Here is a 24,496-nt window from a genome sequence, read left to right on the forward strand (position 1 = left end):
CTGCCGCGCGCCCGGCCGCGCATGCCGCGCGAAAGCGCCAGCAGCAGCCCAAGGGCCAGCACCGCGAAGGCCACCCCCGCGCCGACAAACCCGCCCGCCGTGGTCAGGCCGAGCTTCAGGTCGCGCGCGGCCACCATCAGCAATGCCACGAAGGCGCCCAGGCCCAGCGCATAGGCCACCCAGGCCGAGATCGGCGGCAGGCCGATGTCGCGCCGGAGCACGCGCAGCGGCGCCACGCGCGTCAGCGCCAGCAGCGGCGGCAGCGCGAAGCCCACCAGCAGCACCAGCCCTGCCGCCACCCCGGTCAGCGCCGGGATGACCGACGGCTGCGGCAGCGACACGCGCAGCAATCCGCCCAGCGACAGCAGCAGCCCGTAATGCGCGAGGTAGCCCAGCGCCACGCCGACGAGCGCGCCCCCGGCGCCAAGCAGGAGGAATTCGATGCCGAACGCGGCCAGCAGCTGTCCGCGCGACAGGCCCATGCATTTGTAGACCGCGCAGGCATCGGTATGACGCTGCATGTATCGGCGCGCAGACATGGCGATGGCCACCGCCGCGATCATCGACGACAGCACCGCCACCAGCGACAGGAAGCGCTCGGCACGGTCCAGCGTGGCACGCATCTGCGGCTGGCCGGAGTCGAGCGATTCCACGCGCGTGTTGCGCAGGTGGCGGCGCTCGATCTCGTCGGTCGCCCAGCGCTGGTAGGCGGCGGCGCCGGCGTCCGGGCCGGCCACGAGCAGGCGGTAGGTCACGCGGCTGCCCCAGCCGATCAGCTTGGTGGCGTCGAGGTCGGACAGCGGCAGCATCACGCGCGGCGCGAAGTTCATGAAGCCCGCGCCACGGTCGAGTTCCTGCGTGATCACGCGCTCGATGCGGAAGGTCTTGCTGCCAAGCTGCACGCTATCGCCCAGGCGCAGGCCGAGACCGTCCAGCAGCGCCTGATCCACCCAGACCGTGCCCGGCGCAGGGATGCCTTCGGCCTCCTGCTCCGCGCCGCCATCGGGCGACAGCACCTTGAGCCGGCCGCGCAGCGGATAGCCATCGGTCACCGCCTTCAGGGCGCCCAGCTGGCTCGGCGCCTCGCCGCTGGCAGGTGCGCCCGCCGGTACGCCACTGGTGCGGGCCGTGGCCATGCTCGGGAACGTCACCGTCTGCGCCACGCGCAGGCCGTCGCGCCGGGCACGGTCGGCAAACGCGGGATCGAACGGCTGGTCGGACACCAGCAGCACATCGGCGCCGATCATCTGGCGCGCGTCGCGCTCAAGGCCAAGCCGCATGCGATCCGCGAGAAAGCCGACGCTGGTCAGCGCGGCCACGGCCAGCACCAGCGCGAACAGCAGCAGCGTCAGCTCGCCGGCCAGCCAGTCGCGCCGGGCCATGCGCAGCGCGTGATGCCAGGCGGAGAAACGGTGAGCGGCGGGCACGGCGGGGGAGTCGGTCGGCATCGGAAAATCGCTAGGAATGAGGCAGGGAGGGGGTCAGCGCGGGCCGCGCAGGCTGGCGTGCAGGCGTCGCACGCCGCGCCAGAGCTTGGGAATCAGCCAGATCGCCAGGATCAGGAACACACCCAGCAGGATCAGGAACACCACGGGCAGGAAAAACGCCAGCAGCAGGCCGCCCATGGTGCCAACGTCCTCGGTGAACGAGGCCGCCCAGTTCGAGAACGGCTCCGGCGAGACATTGATCAGCGCCCGCGTGCCGGCCTTGGTGGCATGCGCCGCGCCGGCCAGGGTGCCGCCCACGAGCCCGGCGGCCACCATCCACTGGGGATCGAGTTCGCCGAACGCCGCTGCGGCCAGGATCGCCCCGGCGGGAATGCGGATAAAGGTCTGGATGCCGTCCCAGGCGGTGTCGAAGCCGGGCACCTTGTCGGCGATGAATTCGGCCAGGGCCAGCACGCCGGCCACGCCGATCACCCACCACGACGACAGCACCTGGAGCCCCGTGGGCAGGTCCAGCCAACCCAGGCGCGCCAGCACCCCGGCCGCCAGCACGGCCAGGTAGAGACGCAGGCCGCTGGCCCAGGACATGCCTGCAGCCAGCGCGGCGGTTTCCAGCATGGGGCGGAACTCCTCGTGGGTAATTGGGGAGGAGTGTAATACGGGCCGGGGAAGGTAGCCGACGCGGGTTGGCGGATTGGGGGGATGGCCCCGCTCAGGCGCCTTCCTTGCCGTCCGGGCCGAACCAGGGCAGCGCCTCCTGCGGGGTGAGGATGCCGGCCGGCTCGGCAGCCGTGTAGCCGGGCAGCGCCTCGATCCGGCGCACGAAGGCCGGATCGGCCAGCAGCGCCAGCAGCGCGCCCATCCACGGCGCGGTCGCATCGTTCTTGCGCAGGGCCAGGTAGTACGCCTCGCGCGTGAGCGGCACGAAGCCCAGCCCGTGCTGCTCGGCATTCATGCGCAGCCCGAAGCCCACCTGCGCGCGGCCGGCCTGCACGGCCTCCGCCACCTTGTCGTTGCTGAACTCGGGGTCGTCGTAACCGGTGATCTGGTCTGGATAGAGGCCCTGCGCGGCCAGCAGCTGGTCGAACAGCATGCGCGTGCCCGAACTGCGCTGGCGATTGATAAAGCGCGCGCCGGTGCGAACGAGGTCGCGCAGGTCACGGATCTCGCGCGCCACCCCGGGCGCCACGATCAGCCCCTGCTCGCGCCACGCCAGCCGCACCAGCCGCACCGCGGCGGGCCGCAGCCATTTGCGCAGCGTCACGTGGGCGACCGAGCCGGCGGTCTGGATCGGCGAGACATAGAAGCCGGCCAATTCCGACTGCCGCTCCTGGAGGCAGATCAGCCCTTCCACGCTGCCGCAGAACACGGTATCGAGCTGGAGCGCGCTGGGCCCGTCCTTCAGTGCTGCGGAAAGCACTTCCACGGCAGGATCGTGGCTACCCGAAAAATGCACCACGGTTTGCGGCTGCACGGCGTCGTCGAGTTCGAGCAGGAAATCGGCCATGGCCTTCTGCACAGCCGGGTCGATGGTCTCCCGCAGCCGTGCTTCGGCGCGCAGCAGCCGCTCCCCGAAGCGCGTCAGCGAGGCGCCCCGCCCGCGCTCCATATCGAGCATGCTGCGGCCGAGCATCTCTTCCCAGCTACGCATCACACCCCAGGCATGGCGGTACGACAACCCGATCTCCTGCGCGGCGCGGTGCAGCGAGCCCGTCTCGCGCACGGCTTTCAGCAACTGGAACACCTTGCTGTTGGCGCGTGGATTGTCATCGGCAGCAATGACCGGGAACAGGTCAAACCTGAACGTCATATGAAATACCTTGCATATTTACAGGAGCAATGTGGCCGGATAACAATCGTGTGCCCTGTGTTTCACGATGCTTGTTCGGGCATTCTCCATGAAGCATCACCGCCGTGGCAATTGTGTTTTCGAAAACATAATAAAGGAACGATCGATGTCCCGCACTGGCTTTCCCCTTCCCCGCGTCCTGTCTCGTGCATGGGCCGCCGCCACCGTGCTTGTGCTGATATCGGCACTTTCCGCTGCGCAGGCCGGCGAAATCAAGATGGCCACCACCACCAGCACCGAGAATTCCGGCCTGCTGAAATACCTGCTGCCGAAGTTCGAGCAGAAATCCGGCGTCACGGTGAAGGTGATCGCCGTGGGCTCCGGCAAGGCCATGAAGATGGGCGAGATGGGCGATGTGGACGTGCTGCTGGTGCACGCCCGCAAGATGGAGGATGAATTCGTGGCCGCCGGCTACGGCGTGAACCGGCGCGACGTGATGTACAACGACTTTATCGTCGTCGGCCCGGCCAGCGACCCGGCCCACGTCAAGGGCGGCAAGGACGTCATCGCCGGGTTCAGGAAACTGGCCGCCAGCGGCAGCAAGTTCATCTCGCGCGGTGACAACTCGGGCACCGATGTGATGGAAAAGGACTACTGGAAGCGTGCCGGCATCGAGCCGAAGGGCCAGCCGTGGTACGTGAATGCCGGCCTGGGCATGGGCGAGGTGCTGACCATGGCGGCGCAGATGCCCGGCTACACCCTGAGCGACCGCGCCACCTATGGCGCCTATCGCGCCAAGACGGGGCTGGCGATCGCTATCGAGGGCGATCCGAAGATGTTCAACCCGTACGGCGTGATCGCCGTGAACCCGGCCAAGCACCCGGGCACGAACTATACGGACGCGATGAAGTTCGTGGAGTGGGTCACGTCGAAGGAAGGCCAGCAGACCATCGCCAGCTACAAGGTGGACGGCGAGCAGTTGTTCTTCCCGAGCTACGAGGGGAAGTAAGTCACCTCCCCCCCTCAGACTGCCGTGGCCTCCAGCCGCGGCAGTTGCGGCAGGTCGGCCGCCACCTCGGCGATCATCCGCCGCATCCACATCACATCGGGCGCTGCGTGGCAGCGCTCGTGCCACAGCTGGTAGAACCGCATGCGCGGGAACGGCACCGGCGACGCCACCATCCGGATCGGCAGGTACTGCGCGTAGTGCGCGGCGAACTGGCGGCCCGTGGTGAACACCATATCCGTCTTCATCAGCACGTAGGGCACCAGGCCGAAGTACGGCAGCGTGACCTGGATGTTGCGCTTGTAGCCCTGCTCGGCCAGCGCCTGGTCGATCATGCTGCGCTGCATCGACGCGTACGGCGCCGGGGCCAGGTGGGGCATCTCCAGGTAGTGGCGCAGCGTCAGCCCGTTGCGGGCCAGCGGGTGCTGGGCGCCGAGCATGCAGACCACCTCGTCGTCGAACAGCGGCGAGATATGGAGGTGCTCGGGCGGCGACAGCCAGTTGCCGACCACGATGTCGAGGTGGCCCTGCTCCAGCGCGTCCAGGAAATCGCTCGACTGCGTCATCGGATGGACGAACAGCTTGGCCCCCGGCGCCAGCCGCCGCACCCGCTCGACGATATTCGGCAGGAAGAAGGCATCCAGATAGTCCGGCGCGCCCAGGTGGAAGGTGCGCGTGGTGGTGGCCGGGTCGAACTGCTGCGGCGGCCGGGCGATGCGGTCCATCGCCGCCAGGCTCTGCTCGGCCAGCGCCAGCAGCTCGCGGCCGCGCTCGGTCGGCACCATGCCGCTCTTGCCGCGCACCAGAATGGCGTCGCCGGTGATCTCGCGCAGCCGCTTCAGCGTGTTGCTGATGGCCGGCTGCGACTGGCCCAGGCGCACGGCGGTGCGGGTCACGCTCTGCTCGGTGAGCAGGGTGTGCAGCACCCGCAGCAAATAGGTATCGAGATGGTCGCGTCCGTGCATGGCGAGAGCCGGCGCACCCGGGGGCGGGCGTGGCTGGCGTGGGGGATGGGAACGGCGCATAGTGTATGTCAGGCACCCCACGGGCGGTCAAATGCCGGCGCACTACGGGAAGACCCGGAGTGCGCCGGCAAGCCGCGCCCGCGCTGGGTTCCAGGCGGGGAAGACGGCGCCGGACCGCCCCAGCGGCCGCGCGTTGATGGGGCATATCACCTGGGCCGAATATTGCATGAAAGTGGCCGGTGCTATGTTTCCGCCATCCCCGAAAGAGAGAAGACCATGGAGACGCAAACCATCCGCTTTTTCCACCGCGGCCAGGTCCAGGAAGTGTCCGACGCCCCGGTGACCCGCACCGTGCTGCAGTACCTGCGCGAGGACGTGCGCTGCACCGGCACCAAGGAAGGCTGCGCTGAAGGCGACTGCGGCGCCTGTACCGTCGTGATCGGCGAGTTGCAGGACGGCGGCGACGTGGCCTTCAAGGCCGTCAATGCCTGCATCCAGTTCCTGCCCACGCTCGACGGCAAGGCCCTGATCACCGTGGAAGACCTGCGTCAGGCGGACGGTACGCTCCACCCGGTGCAGGAGGCCATGGTGGAGTGCCATGGCTCCCAGTGCGGGTTCTGCACGCCCGGCTTCGTGATGTCGCTGTGGGCGCTGTACCAGCAGCACACGCCCGGCGGCGAGCCCCCGGCGCGCCAGGAGATCTGCGATGCCCTGACCGGCAACCTGTGCCGCTGCACCGGCTACCGGCCGATCATCGACGCCGGCCAGCGCATGATGGCGCTGCCCGCGCCGGCCGCCAGCAAGCTCGATCCGAAACAGATCGCCGACACGCTGCGCAACCTCAAGCGCGGCGAGACCTTCCACTACAGCGTGCGCGGCCAGCATTTCTACGCCCCGCGCACCGCCGCCGAATTCGGCGCGATCAAGGCTGCCGAGCCGGGCATCCGCATCCTGGCCGGCAGCACCGACGTGGGCCTCTGGGTGACCAAGCAGTTCCGCGAACTTGGCAACCTGCTCTATGTGGGGCAGGTGGAAGACCTGAACACCGTGGCCGAGCGCGACGGCTTCATCGAGATCGGCGCCGCCGTGACGCTGGAGCGCGCCTACGCCGCGCTGACCGCCGCCCATCCGGAACTCGACGAAATGTGGAAGCGCTTTGCCTCACTGCCGATCCGCAACGCCGGCACGCTGGGCGGGAACATCGCCAACGGCTCGCCGATCGGCGACTCGATGCCGGCGCTGATCGCGCTCGGCACGGAGGTGGTGCTCCAGCGCGGCGAGACGCGCCGCACCATGCCGCTCGAGGACCTCTATCTGGCCTACCAGAAGACGGCGATGGGCGAGGGCGAGTTCGTGGCCGGACTGCGCGTGCCGGTGAAGGGCTTCCGGGGCCCGCAGTATTTCAGGACGTACAAGCTGTCGAAGCGGTTCGACGAGGACATCTCGGCCGTCTGCGCCGCGTTCGGCATCACGGTGGAAGCTGGCATCGTCACGGCGGCGTGCGTCGCCTTCGGCGGCATGGCCGCCACGCCCAAGCGCGCCGCGCTCACCGAAGCCGCCCTGGTCGGCCAGCCGTGGGACGAAGCCACCGCCCGTGCCGGCATGGCCGCACTCGGCCAGGACTACCAGCCGCTGACCGATATGCGCGCCACCGCCGCCTACCGCGCGCGCGGCGCCGCCAACCTGCTCTACCGCTTCTGGCTGGAAACGCGCGCCGATGCGCTGCCCGCCGCCGTGGTCAACGTCCGCGCCCTGGGCGCCGGCGAACCCGTGAGCGCCTGAGGAGAGCCCGCACCATGAACAAGCAGACCGAACCCTTCCTGCTCGACGCCAGCGTGGCCGCCGAAGCCTCGCCGCAAGTCGGCATCTCGCGCCCGCACGAATCCGCCCACCTGCACGTGGCCGGCACCGCCACCTATACCGACGACATCCCAGAGCTGGCCGGCACGCTGCACGCCGCGCTGGGCATGAGCGCCCGCGCCCATGCCAGGCTGCGCGCCGTGTCGCTCGACAAGGTGCGCGCCGCGCCCGGCGTGGTGGCCGTGCTGACCGTGGACGACATCCCCGGCGTGAACGACTGCGGCCCGATCATCCACGACGACCCGATCCTGGCGCGCGACGTGGTGCAGTTCATCGGCCAGCCGATCTTCGTGGTGGTGGCGTCGTCGCACGATGCCGCGCGCCGCGCCGCCCGCCTGGCCGAGATCGACTACGAAGACCTGCCGCCGGTGCTCTCGCCCGAGGCCGCCCATGCGGCCGGCAGCTATGTGCTGCCGCCGATGCACCTGACGCGTGGCGCGCCGCGCGCGCACATCGACGGGGCCACCCACCGCGATGCCGGCAGGATCCAGCTCGGCGGCCAGGAGCAGTTCTACCTCGAAGGCCAGATCGCCTACGCCGCGCCGCGCGAGAACGACGGCATGCACGTCTGGTGCTCGACGCAGCACCCCACCGAGATGCAGCACGCCGTGGCGCACATGCTCAACTGGCACGCGCATCAGGTGCTGGTGGAGTGCCGGCGCATGGGCGGCGGTTTCGGCGGCAAGGAGTCGCAGTCGGCCATGTTCGCCTGCTGCGCCGCGCTGGCGGCCTGGAAGCTGCTGTGCCCGGTGAAGCTGCGCCCGGACCGCGACGACGACATGATGATCACCGGCAAGCGCCATGACTTCGTGTTCGACTTCGAGGTCGGCCACGACGACGCCGGCCGCATCGAGGGCGTGCAGGTGGAGATGGTGTCGCGCGCCGGCTTCTCGGCGGATCTGTCCGGCCCGGTGATGACCCGCGCGATCTGCCACTTTGACAACGCCTACTGGCTGCCCAACGTGCAGATCGACGGCTACTGCGGCAAGACCAATACGCAGAGCAACACCGCCTTCCGGGGTTTCGGCGGCCCGCAGGGCGCGTTCGCGGTGGAGTACATCCTCGACAACATCGCCCGCAACGTCGGCAAGGACTCGCTGGACGTGCGCCGCGCCAACTTCTACGGCAAGGGCGAGCGCAACGTCACGCCGTACGGCCAGACCGTGGAAGACAACGTGATCCACGAGCTGATCGACGAGCTGGTGGCATCAAGCGAGTACCAGGCCCGGCGCGCCGCCACGCGCACGTTCAACGCGACGAGCCCGGTGCTCAAGAAGGGCATCGCCATCACCCCGGTGAAGTTCGGGATCTCGTTCAACGTGGCCCACTTCAACCAGGCCGGCGCGCTGGTGCACGTGTACAACGACGGCTCGGTGCTGGTGAACCACGGCGGCACGGAGATGGGCCAGGGCCTGAACACCAAGGTGGCGATGGTGGTAGCGCACGAGCTGGGCATCCGCCTGGAGCGCGTGCGCGTGACGGCCACCGACACCAGCAAGGTGGCCAACACCTCGGCGACGGCTGCCTCCACCGGCGCCGACCTGAACGGCAAGGCCGCGCAGGACGCCGCGCGCCAGATCCGCGAGCGGCTGGCCGCCTTCGCCGCGCGCAAGGCCGGCGTGGAGGCCGACACCGTGCGCTTCGGCGACGACCTGGTCGTGGCCGGCGAGCTGCGCCTGTCCTTCGGCGACCTGGCGCGCGAAGCCTACGTGGCCCGCGTGCAGCTCTGGTCGGATGGCTTCTACACCACGCCCAAGCTGCACTGGGACCAGAAGGCGCTGCAGGGCCGGCCGTTCTATTACTACGCCTACGGCGCGGCGTGCTCGGAAGTGCTCGTCGATACGCTGACCGGCGAATGGAAGCTGCTGCGCGCCGATGCATTGCACGACGCCGGCAAGTCCCTGAACCCGGCCATCGACATCGGCCAGGTGGAGGGCGCGTTCATCCAGGGCATGGGCTGGCTGACCACCGAGGAACTGTGGTGGAACCCGAACGGCAAGCTGATGACGCACGCGCCGTCCACCTACAAGATCCCGACCATCAACGACTGCCCGGAGGCCTTCAACGTGCGGCTGTTCCAGAACAGCAACGTGGAGGACAGCATCCACCGCTCAAAGGCCGTGGGCGAGCCGCCGCTGCTGCTGCCGTTCTCGGTGTTCTTCGCGATCCGCGATGCCGTCGCGGCGGTGGGCGACTACCGCATCAACCCGCCGCTGCGCGCCCCGGCCACGAGCGAGGCCATCCTCGATGCCGTGGAAGCGGTGCAGGCGGCGCGCGCCTGAGGCGGTCATCATGCAGGACGCCCCACTCAAACCGTTCCGTTTCGCCGACGCCGCCCGCTGGGTGCGCGCCGGCGTGCCTGTGACGATGGTCACCATCGTCGAGGTCAAGGGCTCCGCGCCGCGCGAGCCCGGCATCCGCATGCTGGTCACGGCCGGCGATCTGGTCGGCACGATCGGCGGCGGGCACCTTGAATGGCGCGGGATGGACATCGCCCGCTCCATGATGGCCGGCGAGGGTACCCATGGCGCCGGCGCTGCCGCCCGCCGCATCGAGCGGATTCCGCTTGGGCCCTCGCTGGGCCAGTGCTGCGGCGGCGTGGTGCAGCTCGCCTTCGAGGTGCTGGGCGCCGAGGACCTGGGCTGGCTCGATGCCGTGGACGCCGCCTTCGCCAGCGGGCGCGCGCTGGAGCGGTCCGTGCCGGCCTCCGGCGCTGGCCCGGTCACCGTGGCGCCGAGCCGCGCGCTGCTGCCATCCGTGGCGCTGCGCCCCGACGGCGCCTGGACCGACACGCTGGTGCCGGACGACATGCACGTGGTGCTGTTCGGCGCCGGCCACGTCGGCCATGCGCTGGTCAAGGTGCTCGCCACGCTGCCCTGCCGCGTGCATTGGGTGGACGAGCGCGACACACTGTTCCCGGGCGGCCTGCCCGAGAACATCGAGGCCGAGGCCTCCGATACCCCCGAGGCCGTGGTCGACCAGGCCCCGCCCGGCGCGTATTTCCTGGTCATGACCCACAGCCACGCGCTGGACCAGGCGCTCTGCGAGCGCATCTTCCGCCGCACGGACTACGCCTACTTCGGCCTGATCGGCTCGAAAACCAAGCGCGCGAAGTTCGAACACCGGATGGCGGAGCACGGCTTCGACCCGGCCCGCTTCCCGGAAATGACGTGTCCCATGGGAGTCTCCGGCATTACGGACAAGGCACCGGCTATGATTGCGGTAGCCATCGTCGCCCAGCTGCTTCAGGTGCGCGACCAGCGCGCTGCGGCGCTGGCCGCCAGCCAGGCGGAAGCGATGCATCCGTAACCCCGGCCGCCGTGATCCGGCAGCCGCCAAAGACAGAAAAGAGGCCCCATGACCATCGATGCCGCGCTCGCGGACAGCATCCGCCGCACCCCCAAGGCCGAACTGCACGTGCATATCGAAGGCACGCTCGAACCCGAGCTGATCTTCCGGCTGGCCCAGCGCAACCAGGTCAAGCTGGCCTACCCCGACGTGGAGGCGCTGCGCGCGGCCTACGCGTTCACCGACCTCCAGTCCTTCCTCGACATCTACTACGCCGGCGCCAGCGTGCTGCTGACCGAGGAAGACTTCTTCGACATGACGATGGACTACGTCAAGCGCGCCGCCGCCGACAACGTCCGCCATGCCGAGATCTTCTTCGACCCGCAGACCCATACCGAGCGCGGCGTGCCGATGGGCGTGATCATCGACGGCATTGCCGATGCGCTGGCCCAGGCCCGCACCGAGTACGACTTTTCCAGCAGCCTGATCCTCTGCTTCCTGCGCCACCTGTCCGAGGACGCCGCGTTGGAGACGCTCGAGGCTGCCCTGCCCTACCGCGACCGCTTTGTCGGCGTGGGGCTGGATTCGTCCGAGAAAGGCCATCCGCCGGAGAAATTCGCGCGCGTATTTGCCCGCGCCAAGGCGCTCGGGCTGCACCGCGTGGCCCATGCCGGCGAGGAAGGGCCGCCGCAGTACGTGGTCAATGCGCTCGACATCCTCGATGTAGAGCGGATCGACCATGGCGTGCGCGCCGTCGAGGACGAGGCCCTGGTGCAGCGGCTGGCGCGCGAGCGCATCGCGCTGACGGTCTGCCCGCTGTCGAACCAGAAACTGATGGTCTACCCCGACCTGCGCGACCACCCGATGAAGCGCCTGCTCGATGCCGGCGTGGCCGTCACGCTGCATTCGGACGATCCGGCCTATTTCGGCGGCTACATGAACGCCAACTGGGAAGCCTCGTTCGCCGCGCTGCCGCTGGACGCGGCCGACGCCTACAAGCTGGCCCGCAACAGTTTCGAAGCGGCTTTCCTGCCCGCCAAGCAGAAGGCCGAGTACCTGGCCGAAGTGGACCATTTCTGGTCCGCCACGCCCGAGAATCCGCCCGCGACGGCTCCCACGACCTGACCGGGCGCATAAACACGATGCCGGACCCCAGGTCCGGCCGCCCCTGAGACGAGAAGATGACCACGACTTCCCCCAATCCCGCCACGACCCGCGCCATCCGCGGCCGCATCCTCCACTTCCTGCGCGATCCGCAGTTCCATGAGGAGGCGTATCAATATTGGGAAGATGGCCTGATGCTCGTCACGGACGGCCGCATTGCCGCCGTAGGGCTGTACGAGGACCTGGCGCGCGACATCCCGGCCGGCGCCGAGGTGATCGACCATCGCGGCAAGCTGCTCGTGCCGGGTTTCATCGACACCCACGTGCACTATCCGCAGACCGACATCATCGCGTCGCCGTCGCCGGGCCTGCTGCACTGGCTCGACACCTACACCTTCCCCGAGGAACGCCGCTTCAGCGAGCCCGCCTACGCGCGCGCCGTGGCCGAGTTCTTCACCGACGAGCTGCTGCGCAACGGCACCACCACGGCGATGGTCTGGAGCACGGTGCACGCCACGTCGGCAGACGCGCTGTTCGGCGCGAGCCAGGACCGCAACCTGCGCATGATCACGGGCAAGGTGCTGATGGACCGCAACTGCCCCGAATTCCTGCGCGACACGGCCGAGAGCGGCGCGCGGGACTCCGCCGACCTGATCTCGAAGTGGCACAACAAGGGCCGGCTGGCCTACGCCATCACGCCGCGCTTCGCGCCGACCTCCACCGAGGCGCAACTGGCCGCCTGCGGCGAACTGGCGCGCGCCCATCCGGACGCCTTCATCCAGACCCACGTGGCCGAGAACCGCGACGAGGTGAAATGGGTGGCCGAGCTGTTCCCCGACGCCCGCAGCTACCTGGACGTGTACGACCGCTACAGCCTGCTGCGCCCCGGCGCGTTCTACGGCCATGCGATCTACCTCGACCAGGACGACCGCCGCCGGCTGGCCGACAGCGGCGCCGCCGTGGCGCATTGCCCCACCTCGAACCTGTTCCTGGGCAGCGGCTTCTATGACTTCCACCAGTCCGATGCCCACCGCCTGAACGTGACGCTGGCCACCGACGTGGGCGGCGGCACCTCGTTCTCGATGTTCCGCACGATGAACGCGGCGCACAAGGTGGCGCGCATGGGCGGCTATCACCTGACCGCCCTGCGCATGTTCTACCTGGCCACGCGCGGCGCCGCCGAGGCGCTGGGCTGGGCGGACCGCATCGGCAGCTTCTCGGTGGGCTGCGAGGCCGATTTCGTGGTGCTGGACCCCGAGGCCACGCCGCTGATCGCACGCCGCAGCAGCCGCTCCGAGACCCTCGAGGAGCAGTTGTTCGCGTTTGCCATGCTGGGCGACGACCGCGTAGTGGACAACGTCTACATCATGGGCGAAGCCACGCGGGAACTGGCGGGCTGATCGCTTTTGGGCGACGGACGGCATGCAAATACGGGTTGTCGCCCGTCCGCCTTGACCAGCATCAACACAATCGTCATCAAAGCCTTCTAGGCTGTCGCATTGCCCGCCCCCGGCTATCGGGTGCGCCAAGACAGACCCAAAAAGACTGACATGACTGCCCGACCTCTGGATTTATCGCCGGCCCAGACCGCTGAGCCGGCTTCCAACCCTGCCCACCCGCCCCGCAAGCTCGCCGGCGTTCCCCTGCCGGAACCCATCGCCTTCGAGGCCCCGTTCCCGAACCGCAAGACCATCCGTGGCTGGCTGATTCCGCTCGGCGAGCGCAGCGTGGCCCGCGCGCTGACGCTGTTCGCGCTCGACTACGCGATCTTCGCCGCCGTGCTGGCCGGCGTGGTGCTGGCGCCGCAGTGGTGGGCCAAGCTGGGCCTCGGCGTGCTGCTGGGTCTGGTGATCGCCCGGCTGTTCATCATCGGCCACGATGCCTGCCACCAGAGCCTGACCGACCGCCGCGGCCTGAACAAATGGCTCGGCCGGCTGACGTTCCTGCCGTCGCTCACGCCCTACAGTCTGTGGGAAGTCGGCCATAACGTGGTCCACCATGGGTACACCAACCTCAAGGGCTTCGACTTCGTCTGGGCGCCCTACTCGCTCGAGGAATTCCGCGCGCTGCCGCGCTGGCGCCGGGTGATGGAGCGGATCTATCGCAATGGCTTTGGCGCCGGACTCTATTACCTGATCGAGATCTGGTGGCTCAAGCTGTTCTTCCCGAGCAAGCGCCAGATGGCCACGCGCCGCGCGATCTTCATGTGGGACTGCACGCTGGTGGCCACCTTCGGCGCCATCTGGATCGGTGCGCTGGCGTGGCTGGCCGTGGCCACGGACCAGTCGGTCCTGGGTCTGGTCGGCGCCGGCTTCGTGCTGCCGTTCCTGATCTGGAACCTGACCGTGGGCTTCGTGCTGTATGTCCACCACACGCACACGAGCGTGGCGTGGTACGACACCAAGCCGATGTGGGCCAAGGCCCAGCCGTTCGTCTCGACCACCGTGCACCTGCGTTTCCGCTTCGGCATCGGCGCCGCGCTCCACCACATCATGGAGCACACCGCGCACCACGTGGACATGAGCGTGCCGCTGTACCGGCTCAAGCGCGCCCAGGCCCTGCTGGAGCATGCGCTGCCGGGCCGCATCATCATCGAGAATTTCTCTTGGCGCTGGTACTTCCGCACCGCGCGCCGCTGCAAGCTGTACGACTTCAAGGCCCTGTGCTGGACCGACTTCCGCGGCCGCCAGACCAGCGACAACTCGCCCGTGCCGGTCTGACCTGACCCGCACTTCCCAGCAACGATGCCAAAGGCGGTGGACAGTGTCCGCCGCCTTTTAGTACAATTGCGACTTCCATTGGGGAGTAGCCGCCCTCGTCTCACCACGCCGCGCAATGCGGCATACGGCAGACAGGGGCGTACGTCAACAGACTTGACCGTGGTGTCCAGCATCAACGGTTATGGCGTACGCAGCGCAGGACCCGAGCGGGCTTCGTGCCTGACTCAAGCGTCCAACGCCTGGCGAGACCGATGACCATACCTTTCTGGCCGGGCCGGGAAAGGTGTGCGTCATTGGCATCTCGCGATGCGTGTGCGGCCCGGTACCAATCCTATAAAAATGGAATCGTTCCTCGTCTCCACAGGCATCGTCGCGCTCGCAGAAATGGGCGACAAGACGCAACTGCTGTCGCTCGTGCTGGCCGCGCGCTATCGCAAGCCCCTGCCGATCATCGCCGGCATCCTGATCGCCACCCTCGTCAACCATGGTTTCGCCGGCGCGCTCGGCGGCTGGATCACGCAGGTGCTTGGCGCCAACCTGCTACGCTGGATCCTCGGCCTCGGCTTTATCGCCATGGCGGGCTGGATGCTGATTCCCGACAAGCTCGACGAGGCAGAGGAAGCCAAGCCCGCAAACGGCGCCCTGAGCATCCTCGGCACCACGATCGTCGCGTTCTTCTTCGCCGAAATGGGCGACAAGACGCAGATCGCCACCGTGGCCCTGGCCGCACGCTTCCATGGCGAAGTACTGGCCGTCGTGGCGGGCACGACGTTCGGCATGATGCTGGCCAATGCGCCTGCCGTGCTGCTCGGCGACCGCTTTGCCAACCGGATGCCGATCGCCCTCGTACACAAGATCGCCGCAGTGATCTTCCTCGTACTCGGCTTGCTGGCGCTGTTCAACGTCGGCGGCCACTGAGACAGGTCAAAGCCGGCACGCCATAAAAAAACGGGGCTTGCGCCCCGTTCAAACCCTCGCCGGTCCGGTACTGCCGGCTGCCGGGACTGCACAGCCCCCGGACCGTCGATCACCGATGCCCGGTCAAATTCAGTTGGTGGTCTTCGCGCCGCCCTCGAACCACTGGCCCAGCAGCGCACGCTCGTCTTCCGTGATCTGCGTGACGTTGCCCAGCGGCATGGCCTTCTGCTGCACCGCCTGCTGGTAGATCAACTGCGCGTGCGCCTTGATCTCGTCGACGGTATCGAGCTTGATGCCCTTGGCGGCGGTCGGCATCATCTTGGGCGCCTCGGCGTGGCACTGCACGCAGCGCGCGTTCATGATCTCCTGCACCTTGGCAAAGCTCACCGCGGTGGCGGCTTCGCCAGCGGCGTTGCTGGCCACTTGCGGGCGCGGCTGCGGCGCGATCATCACCGCCACCACACCCAGCAGCGCCACGCCGGCGGCCGGCCAGGCCACGTTGATCTTGCCCTTGTGCTTCAGGATGAAGAACTGGCGGATCAGCACGCCGGCCAGCATGATCAGGATCAGCACCAGCCAGTTCTGCTTGTGCGCGTACGTCATGCTGTAGTGGTTCGACAGCATCGCGAACAGCACCGGCAGCGTGAAGTAGGTGTTGTGCACGCTACGCTGCTTGCCGCGCTTGCCGTGGATCGGGTCCACCGGCTGGCCGGCCTTCAGCGCCGCCACGACCTTGCGCTGACCCGGGATGATCCAGATCAGGACGTTGGCGCTCATGATCGTGGCGATCATCGCGCCAGTCAGCAGGAACGCCGCGCGGCCCGAGAAGATATGGCAGGCCGCATACGCCGCCACGCCCACGAACACCGCCACCAGGATGCCCACCACGCGGTCGCTCTTGCCGAACAGCCGGCAGATCGAGTCATAGACCACCCAGCCGATGACCAGGTACGAGACCGCGAAGCCGACCGCCGCGCCGGGCGACATGTCGAACACGTTCTTGTCGATCAGGTAGGTGCTGGCGTTGAACAGGTACAGCACCACCAGCAGGCCGAAGCCGGTCATCCATGTGGAGTAGGACTCCCAGTAGAACCAGTGCAGGTTCTCGGGCAGCGACTTGGGTGCGGTCAGGTACTTCTGCGGGTTGTAGAACCCGCCACCGTGCACGGCCCAGAGTTCCCCGCCAACGCCCTTCTCCTTCAGGGCCGGATCTTCGGGGCGCGTCAGGCTGTTGTCGAGCCAGACAAAATAGAACGAAGAACCGATCCACGCGATGGCCGTGATGACGTGCACCCAACGCAGCAGCAGATTGGCCCAGTCGAGAATGTAGCCTTCCATGACTTGTCTCCTTTTCCCGTCCGCCTGATGCTCAGCTGCCGCGGTAGGTCGAGTACGACCACGGCGACACCAGCAGGGGCACGTGGTAGTGCGCGGCCGTGTCGGCAATGCCGAAGCGCAGCGTCACCACGTCGAGAAATGCCGGGTCGGGCAACTGCACGCCCTGGGCACGGAAATAGTCGCCGGCGCCGAACTCGAGTTCGTACACGCCTGCCACGAGCGCATCGCCTTCCAGCAGCGGCTGGTCGCAACGGCCATCGTGGTTGGTCACGAGTTGCTTCAGCGTCTCGCGGCGATTGTCGACAATTTTATGAAGGGTGACCGACATCGCCTTACCGGGCGTGCCGGCGGCCGTGTCGAGAACGTGAGTGGTCAAGCGTCCCATCCTGTTCTTCCTTTGCGGGTGTGGGTTGTGAGGGGCGCCGCTGCCTTCACTAGCACCATTTGTGGGAATGATGCCCGCTCGGTACGTCTTTTAACGCATCCCGGCGCTGGATTGGTGCGTGGCGACAATGCGCCTGCCCAATCCGTATGACAACTCGGGGATTTCCCGTACTTGTCGAAAACCTTCTCAGGTTTTGTTGACAATAGTGCTTGCATATCCAAATAATTGTCAACAATTTTTAGATCCACGCGACCGTATGACCGGTATCAAGGCGCCTGATGTCGACTTGATACCCACTCGCTACGATCGTTGCTCCTCCCGATCATCCCCTCTGTCTCCCTTGCGAGTGCCCAGGATGTCCAAGAATCTCAAACTGATTGCCGCCGTGGCCGAAGCCCAGTCCACCCCCTCCGATAACAAGCCCGCCCGCAAGGGCTCCGTGGAGGAGCGCATGTACCACGAGATCTACGACGCGATCATGGAGCACCGGCTGCCGCCGCGCACCAAGCTGACCGAGCATTCGCTTTGCGAGATCTATGCCACCGCGCGCCACACCGTGCGCAAGGTGCTCTCGCGGCTGGCCGCTGACGGCATGGTCGACCTCGAACCCAACCGGGGCGCGTTCATCGCCAGCCCGTCCACCGACGAAGCGCACGACATGTTCGAGCTGCGCCAGATGCTCGAGCGCGCCGTGCTGGAGAAGCTCGCCAGCCTGCCCAACGTCCGCACCGTGATCGCCCCGCTGCGCAAGATGGTGGAGTCCGAGCGCCAGGCCTTCCTGACGCACGCGCGCCCGCGCTGGATCCGGCTCTCCGCCGAGTTCCACACCGCACTGGCCGAGCTGTCCGGCAACGCGCTGCTGGTGACGATGATGCGCCGGCTGGTCTCGCGCACCACGCTGATGATTGCCAGCGTCGAGTCCCCTGGCCACAACGCGTGCTCGTTCGACGAACACGACGACATTCTCGACGCACTGGAACAGGGCGACGCCGCCCTCGCCCAGTCGCGCATGGCGCACCACCTTGGCGCCTGTGCGGACCGCGTGCAGCCGGACGAACCCGGCAATTTCGATCTTCGCAGCGTGCTGGGCCGCTCCACCTAGCGCGATGTTCCCGCCGCCGGACAACAGCACACCCCTGTTGCCGATGCCAGGCCCACAAATCCCGCCGCCACCAACGCCCGACAGAGGCACGGCGCGAGACCCTCATAACTACAAGAGGCCATGGACCCCGGCGCGCGTTCCCATCAAAACCAAAGGAGAGGAGACACACCCATGACTTCCCCAAGCACCACGGTCCCCACGGACCTCACCAACGAACGGCTGCCCTCCGGGCGCCTGCTGGCGCTGGGCCTGCAACACGTGCTGGTGATGTACGCCGGCACCGTTGCCGTACCGCTCATCGTCGGCGGGGCGCTCAAGCTGCCCAAGGACCAGTTGGCGTTCCTGATCAATGCCGATCTGTTCGCGGCCGGGCTCGCCACGCTGATCCAGGCCATCGGCTTCTGGAAGTTCGGTATCCGCATGCCCGTGATGATGGGCGTGACGTTTGCCTCGGTGGCACCGATGATCGCCATCGGCAACGACCCCAACGTGGGCCTGCTCGGCATCTACGGCGCGGTGATCGCGTCAGGGCTGTTCGGCGTGCTGATTGCGCCGATGATGGGACGCATGCTCGGGCTGTTTCCGCCCGTGGTGACCGGCACGGTGATCACGCTGATCGGGGTGTCGCTGATGCGGGTGGGTATCAACTGGGCCGGCGGCGGCCAGCCCACCACGCGCACCGTGATCGACGGCGTGGTCAAGGACGTGCCCAACCTCGCCTACGGCGACCTCGGCAACCTGGCCATCGCCGGCCTGGTGCTGCTGGTGATCCTGCTGCTCTCGCGCTATGGCCGGGGGCTGATCGCCAACTGCGCGGTGCTGCTCGGCATCGTGATCGGCACGGTGGTGGCGATGGCGTTCGGCAAGGTCTCGTTCGAGGGCCTGAACGAAGCCAGCTACGTGGCCATCATCACGCCGCTGCACTTCGGCATGCCGACGTTCGAGATCACGGCCATCCTGTCGATGTGCATCGTGATGCTGATCACGCTGGTCGAGTCCACCGGCATGTTCCTGGCCCTCTCCGACATCACCGGCCGCAAGCTTAGCCGCAACGACCTGACCGCCGGCCTGCGCGCCGACGGCCTGGGCACCGTGATCGGCGGCATCTTCAACACCTTCCCGTACACCTCGTTCTCGCAGAACGTGGGCCTGGTCACCGTGACCGGCGTGCGCTCGCGCTACGTGGCGGCAGCCGGCGGCGTGATCCTGATCGCGTTCGGCCTGTTCCCGAAGATGGCGCACATCGTGGCGTCGGTGCCCCAGTTCGTGCTCGGCGGCGCCGGCATCGTGATGTTCGGCATGGTCGCCGCGTCGGGCATCCGCATCCTGGGTAGCTGCGACTTCACCCGCAACCGGCACAACCTGTTCATCGTGGCGATCTCCATCGGCTTCGGCATGATCCCCACGCTCTCGCCCACGCTGTTCCAGTACCTGCCCAAGTGGACCGATCCGTTCACGCACAGCGGCATCGTGCTGGGCACCATCGTCGCGGTCGTGCTGAACCTGTTCTTCAACGGCATGCAATCGGCCGACGAGGCCATGCGCAGCGCAGCGGCCAACTCCCACGGCACGGAGTGAGCCCAACAATCCTGATTCAACAATCGTATTCAACATTTTTGTCCGACAGTTTTTGACGGCATTTGGCGCGCAACCATCGCTAAAACATGTCAACAGCGCCGGACTCGCATGAGACGCCTCTGGCACGCGCTTTGCGTAAGTGAAGTCGCTTCAGCCAGGGGCGATGACAACAATCGAGACCTTCGCTCATGCGAGCAGCAGATTTCTCCTGAAGCAGACATATAAGAGATGACACACGATAACTATCCACGCGATCTCATCGGCTACGGCGCCCAGCCGCCGCACGCCCGCTGGCCGGGCGGCGCGCGCATCGCGCTGCAGTTCGTGCTCAATTACGAGGAAGGCGGCGAAAACAACGTGCTGCACGGCGACGCCGGCTCCGAGCAGTTCCTGTCCGAGATCATCGGTGCCGCGGCCTATCCCGAGCGGCACATGAGCATGGAAGGCGTGTACGAGTACGGCTCGCGCGCCGGGGTCTGGCGCATCCTGCGCGAGTTCGAGCAGCGCAAGCTGCCGCTGACGATCTTCGGCGTGTCGATGGCGCTCCAGCGCCATCCCGAGCTGACGCGCGCGTTCGTCGAGCTGGGCCACGAAATCGCCTGCCACGGCTGGCGCTGGATTCACTACCAGAACATCGACGAAGCCACCGAGCGCGAGCACATGCGCATCGGCATGCAGATCATCAAGGAACTGACCGGCGAAATGCCGCTCGGCTGGTACACCGGCCGGGACAGCCCCAACACGCGCCGGCTGGTGGTGGAGCACGGCGGCCTGCTGTACGACGCCGACTACTACGGTGACGACCTGCCCTTCTGGACCGAGGTGGAAGTCACCGGCGGCGAGAAGAAGCCGCACCTCGTGGTGCCGTACACGCTCGACTCGAACGACATGCGCTTCGCCACGCCGCAGGGCTTCAACACGGGCGACCAGTTCTTCCAGTACCTGAAGGACGCGTTCGACGTGCTCTATGCCGAGGGCGACCCCGAGGGCCAGGACCGGCCCAAGATGCTGTCGATCGGCATGCACTGCCGGCTGCTCGGCCGCCCGGGCCGCTTCCGCGCGCTGCAACGCTTCCTGGACTACGTGCAGGCGCACGACAAGGTATGGATCTGCCGGCGCGTGGACATCGCCCGCCACTGGATCGACACCCATCCGCACGGGAGCCAGGCATGAGCACGACCGGCACGACCTACACCCTCGCCCAGCTGAATGCGATGCCCGAGGCTGAATTCGTCGAAGTACTAGGCGGCATCTACGAGCATTCGCCCTGGTTCGCCGAGACCGCCGCCAAGGCGCGCCCGTTCGCCGACGCCGCAGCACTGGCCGCCGCGCTGCGTGGTGCCGTCGATGCCGCCGGCGAGGCCGCCCAGCTGAAGCTGGTGCGCGCCCACCCGGAGCTGGCCGGCAAGGCTGCGGTGCGCGGCGAGCTGACGGCAGAGTCCACGCGCGAGCAGGCCGGCGCGGGGCTCGACCAATGCACGGCCGAGGAGTTCGAACGGCTGCAGGCGCTCAACGCCGCCTACAACCAGAAGTTCGGCTTCCCGTTCATCCTGGCCGTTCGCGGCTATGACCGCCACGGCATCATCGACGCTTTTGCAAGCCGCCTCGATAACGCGCCCGGGGTGGAGTTGCAAACTTGCATCAGTCAGATTCATCGCATTGCGCAGTTCCGGCTGAACGACTTAGTATCCGCGACTTAGTTGCCGCGACACGCATAGCGCGGCAACTGGAAGAAGAGAGAGAAAGAAGGGCAGCAACGTTCGACACACCAGAGAGACCCAGAAGGGTTCCGGCACACACAAGAAACGTTCTGAGCAGGCATCACAACCACGGAGGTCTTTACCATGCAGAAGCAGTACAACAACAAGCCGGCTTCCAAGCCGGCGATCAAGCTGGCGGCCGTCGCCGCCATGCTCTTTTCCGGCGCGGCCATGGCCCAGTCCAGCGTCACGCTGTACGGCCAGGCCGACATGTTCGTCGGTGGCGTCAAGAGCCCGGGCAACGGCGACCGAGCCTTTGTGGCCAATTCGGGCGGCATGCAGACGTCTTACTGGGGGATCAAGGGCGTAGAGGACCTGGGCATGGGCACCAAGGCCATCTTCGACCTGAACGGCTTCTTCCGCACCGACTCCGGCTCGATGGGCCGCTTCAACGGCGACTCGATGTTCAGCCGCAATGCGTATGTCGGCCTGCAGAACAACAGCTACGGCACGGTCAAGCTCGGCCGCAACACTACGCCGTACTTCGTCTCGACGATCCTGTTCAACCCGCTGGTCGACTCGTACGTGTTCTCGCCGCAGATCTTCCACACGTACTTCACGGTCAACAACGGCCAGCTGTACGATCCGGGCATCATCGGCGACTCCGGCTGGAGCAACTCGATCGTCTACTCCACGCCGACGTTCGGCGGCCTGACCGCCAACTTCATCTACAGCCTGGGTGAGTCGGCCGGCAACAACAGCAAGAACAAGTTCGGCGCCAACCTGACGTACTTCGTCGGCAACTTCGCCGCGACGGTGGCCTACCAGCAGGTCAAGTTCGACAGCACCCCGGGTGACCTGACCAACTCCACCGGCAGCGTCAACAGCCCGTACATCCAGGGCTTCGACAAGCAGAACGCCGTGCAGGTGGGCCTGTCGTACGACTTCAAGGTCGTGAAGGTGTTCGCGCAGGGCCAGTACATCAAGAGCGACGTCAACGCCAACGTCAACGGCGACATCAAGCACATGGACGGCCAGGCCGGCGTTTCGGTGCCGGTGGGCGCGGGCAACGTTCTGGCCTCGTACGGCTACGTGAAGACGCTGAACGACGTGGCCAGCTTCAAGCGCAACACGTTCGCGGTGGCCTACGACTACAACCTGTCGAAGCGTACGGACGTGTACGCAGCGTATTTCTACGACAAGATCACTGGCCTCGAGCACGGCGATACCTTCGGCGTGGGCATGCGTCACAAGTTCTGATCCGGGTCACCGGTCAGACGGAAGCCGTTTCGGCGGCGATGCCGTCCAGCCAGGCGCTGGACGGCATTTTTTTTGGCGCCATACCGACGGTGCATCATGAGGCACACCGCATCACGGCCTCATCGCGTCCTCGTTCCGGCTACCCGCGGCGATTGGCGCGATCGGGCCTTTCGGCCAAGCGAATCCTCGCGAAGATCCGCCTATAAATAGGTCAGGCTGCCGGCACTTTTCGAGGAACGACGCCTCATGAATCCGAACCACATCGCCATCGAGAACGCAGCGGAAACACGCGAGCCCGTGCTCGATATCGTCGACCGCGTGTCAGAGATGTTGTTTGGACTGTTCATGGCCCTGACGTTTGTCGGCGCCGTCTCCACTTCGGTCGGTCCTGACGCGGGGCACCTGATGCTACGCGCGGCGCTGGGCTGCAACCTTGCCTGGGGGCTCGTCGACGCGGTCATGTTCCTCGTGCGGACGCTGGCAAACCGCGGCCAGCGGCTCAGGCTGGCGCTGGCGGTGCAGCACGCCGCCGATCCCGCGCAAGCCGTGCGGATCATCCGCGACACGCTGCCGCCGGCGATGAGGACGCTCGTCGACGACACCGAGCTGGAAGCCATCCGCGCCCGGCTGGCCGGTGCGACCGCCCTGCCGACGCGCCCCACCCTCGACGCCGCCGACTGGCTCGGCTCAGTCCGCATCTTCTTCATCGTCGTGCTGTCGACCTTCCCGGTGGCACTGCCGTTCGTTCTGATCGACCACGTGCCGCTTGCGTTGCTCATCTCACGCGTGCTCTCGATGATCATGCTGTTCGCGGGTGGCATGGCGCTCGGGCACTACGCAGGCTTTGGTGCCATACGCGCTGGCTTCGGCATGCTGGCGTTGGGTCTGGCGCTGACCATGGCGGTCATCGCCCTGGGTGGCTGACATGCGCCCCCGTTGCCGGGTGATGGTCGGCGGCGCCGGCATGGCAATGGCAGCGGTAATGGCAATGGCCTGCCAGGACGCGCGTGCCGAAGTGGGGGAAGAAGCGAAGGAAGCCGGCGGCCCGGAGAAAAGCCTCGCCGCCACGGCCTACTGGAACATTCCGCGTCATGGCGAGCAGTACGTGACCGGCATCGTCGGCGCGAATATTGGCGCGCTGCGTCTGGAGACACGGGTCAACTATGAGGCGAGACGCGCGATGTCGGCCTTCGTCGGGTGGACCTTTGCCGGCGGCGAAGCCCTCACCTACTCCGCTACGCCGATCGTGGGCTGGGTCGGCGGCGACGTTCGCGGCCCGATCGGCGGCCTGGAGGCCAGTCTTGCCTGGCGGAAGTTCGACTACTACATCGAGATCGAATACGTGCATGACCAGCGCGAGCGCGAATCGAGCTACGTCTATGCGTGGAGCGAACTCGCCTATCGGCCGGCGGACTGGCTCAGGCTCGGCCTCGCGGTGCAGCGGACGCGCGCCTATCAATCGGATCGCGACATTCAACGCGGCCCGTTCGCGCAGGTAACGTTCAAGCGGGTCACCGCGGGCGTGTACTGGTTCAATCCTGCTTCGTCGGCGCAGGTGGTGGTGGTGTCGATGGGGATCGCGTTCTAGCGCAGCGGATGGCCAGGACGGCGGCGATTGCTGCGCTGCGGAATACATGCCGGGAAGGATCGGAAGCCGGTGCTCCATAGGTGGATTCAATTGGCGACTGACCCGCCCGCTGCATAAATTAATTGTCCGGACTGTGGGCCGGACCACGAACCAGCGCGAATCCCGCGGCGAACCAAAGAGGTGACTCATGAGGCGCTATGCGAAGACCCGGTCGGAATTGATGGCTATCCTGAGCCAGTGCCTGGACAACAACCCTGAATGCGGCGAGGCGGAACTTCACGCCATGCGCGTGCACCAGCCGGACCATACGGGTTGCAACTGGAGCGCTGAGGTTGATTTTCGCGAGGATACCTTTGACGACTTGTCCCATCGCATGGCAGCGGCACGCTCGATCATCGTGGTAATGCGGGAGCAGTACAACGTGCTGCAATAGTGCAATCGCCCCGCCGA

22 protein-coding genes and 1 riboswitch are annotated in these 24,496 nt (G+C 66.9%); of the genes, 16 read left to right on the plus strand and 6 right to left on the minus strand.

The annotated features are described in order from the left end of the window. From KHO18_RS02715 to KHO18_RS02725, 3 genes are all read right to left on the minus strand, one after another. The coding region (locus tag KHO18_RS02715) for an ABC transporter permease (RefSeq protein ID WP_322791027.1) at positions 1–1,448 on the minus strand (1,448 nt) is incomplete at its 3' end. Between the two features lie 33 nt (positions 1,449–1,481). Next, positions 1,482–2,063 carry a DUF4126 domain-containing protein gene (locus KHO18_RS02720; RefSeq protein WP_144201613.1) on the minus strand — a complete coding sequence of 194 codons (582 nt, stop codon included), beginning with the start codon at positions 2,061–2,063 and terminating at the stop codon, positions 1,482–1,484. A 94-nt stretch (positions 2,064–2,157) separates the two neighbouring features. Further along, positions 2,158–3,255: a substrate-binding domain-containing protein gene (locus tag KHO18_RS02725; protein WP_211942746.1), complete on the minus strand. Its 1,098-nt coding sequence runs from the start codon at positions 3,253–3,255 to the stop codon at positions 2,158–2,160. 145 nt (positions 3,256–3,400) lie between these two features. Between KHO18_RS02725 and KHO18_RS02730 the strand changes: the two genes are divergently transcribed. Next, on the plus strand, positions 3,401–4,243 hold the full coding sequence (locus KHO18_RS02730) for an ABC transporter substrate-binding protein (RefSeq protein WP_377731474.1): 843 nt from the start codon (positions 3,401–3,403) through the stop codon (positions 4,241–4,243). 14 nt (positions 4,244–4,257) lie between these two features. Here KHO18_RS02730 and KHO18_RS02735 read toward each other — a convergent pair whose 3' ends face one another. Further along, positions 4,258–5,205: a LysR substrate-binding domain-containing protein gene (locus tag KHO18_RS02735; RefSeq protein WP_149136436.1), complete on the minus strand. Its 948-nt coding sequence runs from the start codon at positions 5,203–5,205 to the stop codon at positions 4,258–4,260. A 276-nt stretch (positions 5,206–5,481) separates the two neighbouring features. On the opposite strand from KHO18_RS02735, the gene xdhA reads away from it, so the two are divergent. The 7 genes from xdhA (at position 5,482) to KHO18_RS02770 (ending at position 15,095) form a co-directional block, all read left to right on the plus strand. After that, a complete protein-coding gene (xdhA, locus tag KHO18_RS02740) occupies positions 5,482–6,987 on the plus strand; it encodes a xanthine dehydrogenase small subunit (protein WP_144201619.1) in 1,506 nt (501 codons plus the stop codon). Positions 6,988–7,001: 14 nt separating this feature from the next. Then, entirely contained in the window at positions 7,002–9,347 is a 2,346-nt protein-coding gene (gene xdhB / locus KHO18_RS02745; RefSeq protein ID WP_211942747.1) for a xanthine dehydrogenase molybdopterin binding subunit, read from the plus strand. Between the two features lie 10 nt (positions 9,348–9,357). Then, positions 9,358–10,374 carry a xanthine dehydrogenase accessory protein XdhC gene (gene xdhC / locus KHO18_RS02750; RefSeq protein ID WP_144201624.1) on the plus strand — a complete coding sequence of 339 codons (1,017 nt, stop codon included), beginning with the start codon at positions 9,358–9,360 and terminating at the stop codon, positions 10,372–10,374. Between the two features lie 48 nt (positions 10,375–10,422). After that, positions 10,423–11,478, plus strand: coding sequence for an adenosine deaminase (locus tag KHO18_RS02755; RefSeq protein WP_144201626.1), 1,056 nt, complete (start codon positions 10,423–10,425; stop codon positions 11,476–11,478). 56 nt (positions 11,479–11,534) lie between these two features. Further along, positions 11,535–12,857, plus strand: a complete 1,323-nt coding sequence (gene guaD, locus KHO18_RS02760) for a guanine deaminase (protein ID WP_144201628.1) — start codon at positions 11,535–11,537, stop codon at positions 12,855–12,857. A 150-nt stretch (positions 12,858–13,007) separates the two neighbouring features. Next, positions 13,008–14,177, plus strand: coding sequence for a fatty acid desaturase (locus KHO18_RS02765; protein WP_211942748.1), 1,170 nt, complete (start codon positions 13,008–13,010; stop codon positions 14,175–14,177). Between the two features lie 68 nt (positions 14,178–14,245). Next, a riboswitch (yybP-ykoY riboswitch) is annotated at positions 14,246–14,418 on the plus strand. Positions 14,419–14,516: 98 nt separating this feature from the next. Next, entirely contained in the window at positions 14,517–15,095 is a 579-nt protein-coding gene (locus KHO18_RS02770; RefSeq protein WP_092292319.1) for a TMEM165/GDT1 family protein, read from the plus strand. A gap of 129 nt (positions 15,096–15,224) precedes the next feature. Here KHO18_RS02770 and KHO18_RS02775 read toward each other — a convergent pair whose 3' ends face one another. Next, entirely contained in the window at positions 15,225–16,433 is a 1,209-nt protein-coding gene (locus tag KHO18_RS02775) for a urate hydroxylase PuuD (RefSeq protein WP_144201632.1), read from the minus strand. A 31-nt stretch (positions 16,434–16,464) separates the two neighbouring features. After that, on the minus strand, positions 16,465–16,818 hold the full coding sequence (gene uraH / locus KHO18_RS02780) for a hydroxyisourate hydrolase (RefSeq protein ID WP_144201634.1): 354 nt from the start codon (positions 16,816–16,818) through the stop codon (positions 16,465–16,467). A 355-nt stretch (positions 16,819–17,173) separates the two neighbouring features. On the opposite strand from uraH, the gene KHO18_RS02785 reads away from it, so the two are divergent. From KHO18_RS02785 to KHO18_RS02820, 8 genes are all read left to right on the plus strand, one after another. After that, positions 17,174–17,920, plus strand: coding sequence for a GntR family transcriptional regulator (locus KHO18_RS02785; RefSeq protein ID WP_149136443.1), 747 nt, complete (start codon positions 17,174–17,176; stop codon positions 17,918–17,920). A 171-nt stretch (positions 17,921–18,091) separates the two neighbouring features. Continuing rightward, positions 18,092–19,498, plus strand: a complete 1,407-nt coding sequence (locus KHO18_RS02790; protein WP_144201638.1) for a nucleobase:cation symporter-2 family protein — start codon at positions 18,092–18,094, stop codon at positions 19,496–19,498. Between the two features lie 228 nt (positions 19,499–19,726). Continuing rightward, positions 19,727–20,671, plus strand: coding sequence for an allantoinase PuuE (puuE, locus tag KHO18_RS02795; RefSeq protein ID WP_144201640.1), 945 nt, complete (start codon positions 19,727–19,729; stop codon positions 20,669–20,671). After that, positions 20,668–21,198 (plus strand): 2-oxo-4-hydroxy-4-carboxy-5-ureidoimidazoline decarboxylase, encoded by a 531-nt coding sequence (uraD, locus tag KHO18_RS02800; protein ID WP_144201642.1) that lies wholly within the window; start codon positions 20,668–20,670, stop codon positions 21,196–21,198. Before puuE ends, uraD begins: the two co-directional genes overlap by 4 nt. Positions 21,199–21,342: 144 nt before the next feature. Then, complete coding sequence (locus tag KHO18_RS02805; protein ID WP_144201643.1) at positions 21,343–22,458, plus strand: porin; 1,116 nt, start codon at positions 21,343–21,345, stop codon at positions 22,456–22,458. A gap of 246 nt (positions 22,459–22,704) precedes the next feature. Next, complete coding sequence (locus KHO18_RS02810; protein ID WP_144201645.1) at positions 22,705–23,382, plus strand: VIT1/CCC1 transporter family protein; 678 nt, start codon at positions 22,705–22,707, stop codon at positions 23,380–23,382. Between the two features lie 40 nt (positions 23,383–23,422). After that, positions 23,423–24,046 carry a hypothetical protein gene (locus tag KHO18_RS02815; RefSeq protein WP_244844486.1) on the plus strand — a complete coding sequence of 208 codons (624 nt, stop codon included), beginning with the start codon at positions 23,423–23,425 and terminating at the stop codon, positions 24,044–24,046. A 187-nt stretch (positions 24,047–24,233) separates the two neighbouring features. Beyond that, positions 24,234–24,479, plus strand: coding sequence for a hypothetical protein (locus tag KHO18_RS02820; RefSeq protein ID WP_092292299.1), 246 nt, complete (start codon positions 24,234–24,236; stop codon positions 24,477–24,479). Positions 24,480–24,496: the final 17 nt, after the last annotated feature.

Source organism: Cupriavidus campinensis (genome assembly GCF_905397395.1).
GTDB lineage: Bacteria > Pseudomonadota > Gammaproteobacteria > Burkholderiales > Burkholderiaceae > Cupriavidus > Cupriavidus campinensis.

What these genes read in the sequence shown, in the direction of transcription:
- KHO18_RS02720 (WP_144201613.1), bottom strand. Translation starts at nt 2,063, where the DNA reads ATGCTGGAAACCGCCGCGCTGGCTGCAGGCATGTCCTGGGCCAGCGGC.
- KHO18_RS02725 (WP_211942746.1), bottom strand. Translation starts at nt 3,255, where the DNA reads ATGACGTTCAGGTTTGACCTGTTCCCGGTCATTGCTGCCGATGACAAT.
- KHO18_RS02730 (WP_377731474.1), top strand. Translation starts at nt 3,401, where the DNA reads ATGTCCCGCACTGGCTTTCCCCTTCCCCGCGTCCTGTCTCGTGCATGG.
- KHO18_RS02735 (WP_149136436.1), bottom strand. Translation starts at nt 5,205, where the DNA reads ATGCACGGACGCGACCATCTCGATACCTATTTGCTGCGGGTGCTGCAC.
- xdhA (WP_144201619.1), top strand. Translation starts at nt 5,482, where the DNA reads ATGGAGACGCAAACCATCCGCTTTTTCCACCGCGGCCAGGTCCAGGAA.
- xdhB (WP_211942747.1), top strand. Translation starts at nt 7,002, where the DNA reads ATGAACAAGCAGACCGAACCCTTCCTGCTCGACGCCAGCGTGGCCGCC.
- xdhC (WP_144201624.1), top strand. Translation starts at nt 9,358, where the DNA reads ATGCAGGACGCCCCACTCAAACCGTTCCGTTTCGCCGACGCCGCCCGC.
- KHO18_RS02755 (WP_144201626.1), top strand. Translation starts at nt 10,423, where the DNA reads ATGACCATCGATGCCGCGCTCGCGGACAGCATCCGCCGCACCCCCAAG.
- guaD (WP_144201628.1), top strand. Translation starts at nt 11,535, where the DNA reads ATGACCACGACTTCCCCCAATCCCGCCACGACCCGCGCCATCCGCGGC.
- KHO18_RS02765 (WP_211942748.1), top strand. Translation starts at nt 13,008, where the DNA reads ATGACTGCCCGACCTCTGGATTTATCGCCGGCCCAGACCGCTGAGCCG.
- KHO18_RS02770 (WP_092292319.1), top strand. Translation starts at nt 14,517, where the DNA reads ATGGAATCGTTCCTCGTCTCCACAGGCATCGTCGCGCTCGCAGAAATG.
- KHO18_RS02775 (WP_144201632.1), bottom strand. Translation starts at nt 16,433, where the DNA reads ATGGAAGGCTACATTCTCGACTGGGCCAATCTGCTGCTGCGTTGGGTG.
- uraH (WP_144201634.1), bottom strand. Translation starts at nt 16,818, where the DNA reads ATGGGACGCTTGACCACTCACGTTCTCGACACGGCCGCCGGCACGCCC.
- KHO18_RS02785 (WP_149136443.1), top strand. Translation starts at nt 17,174, where the DNA reads ATGTCCAAGAATCTCAAACTGATTGCCGCCGTGGCCGAAGCCCAGTCC.
- KHO18_RS02790 (WP_144201638.1), top strand. Translation starts at nt 18,092, where the DNA reads ATGACTTCCCCAAGCACCACGGTCCCCACGGACCTCACCAACGAACGG.
- puuE (WP_144201640.1), top strand. Translation starts at nt 19,727, where the DNA reads ATGACACACGATAACTATCCACGCGATCTCATCGGCTACGGCGCCCAG.
- uraD (WP_144201642.1), top strand. Translation starts at nt 20,668, where the DNA reads ATGAGCACGACCGGCACGACCTACACCCTCGCCCAGCTGAATGCGATG.
- KHO18_RS02805 (WP_144201643.1), top strand. Translation starts at nt 21,343, where the DNA reads ATGCAGAAGCAGTACAACAACAAGCCGGCTTCCAAGCCGGCGATCAAG.
- KHO18_RS02810 (WP_144201645.1), top strand. Translation starts at nt 22,705, where the DNA reads ATGAATCCGAACCACATCGCCATCGAGAACGCAGCGGAAACACGCGAG.
- KHO18_RS02815 (WP_244844486.1), top strand. Translation starts at nt 23,423, where the DNA reads ATGGCAATGGCAGCGGTAATGGCAATGGCCTGCCAGGACGCGCGTGCC.
- KHO18_RS02820 (WP_092292299.1), top strand. Translation starts at nt 24,234, where the DNA reads ATGAGGCGCTATGCGAAGACCCGGTCGGAATTGATGGCTATCCTGAGC.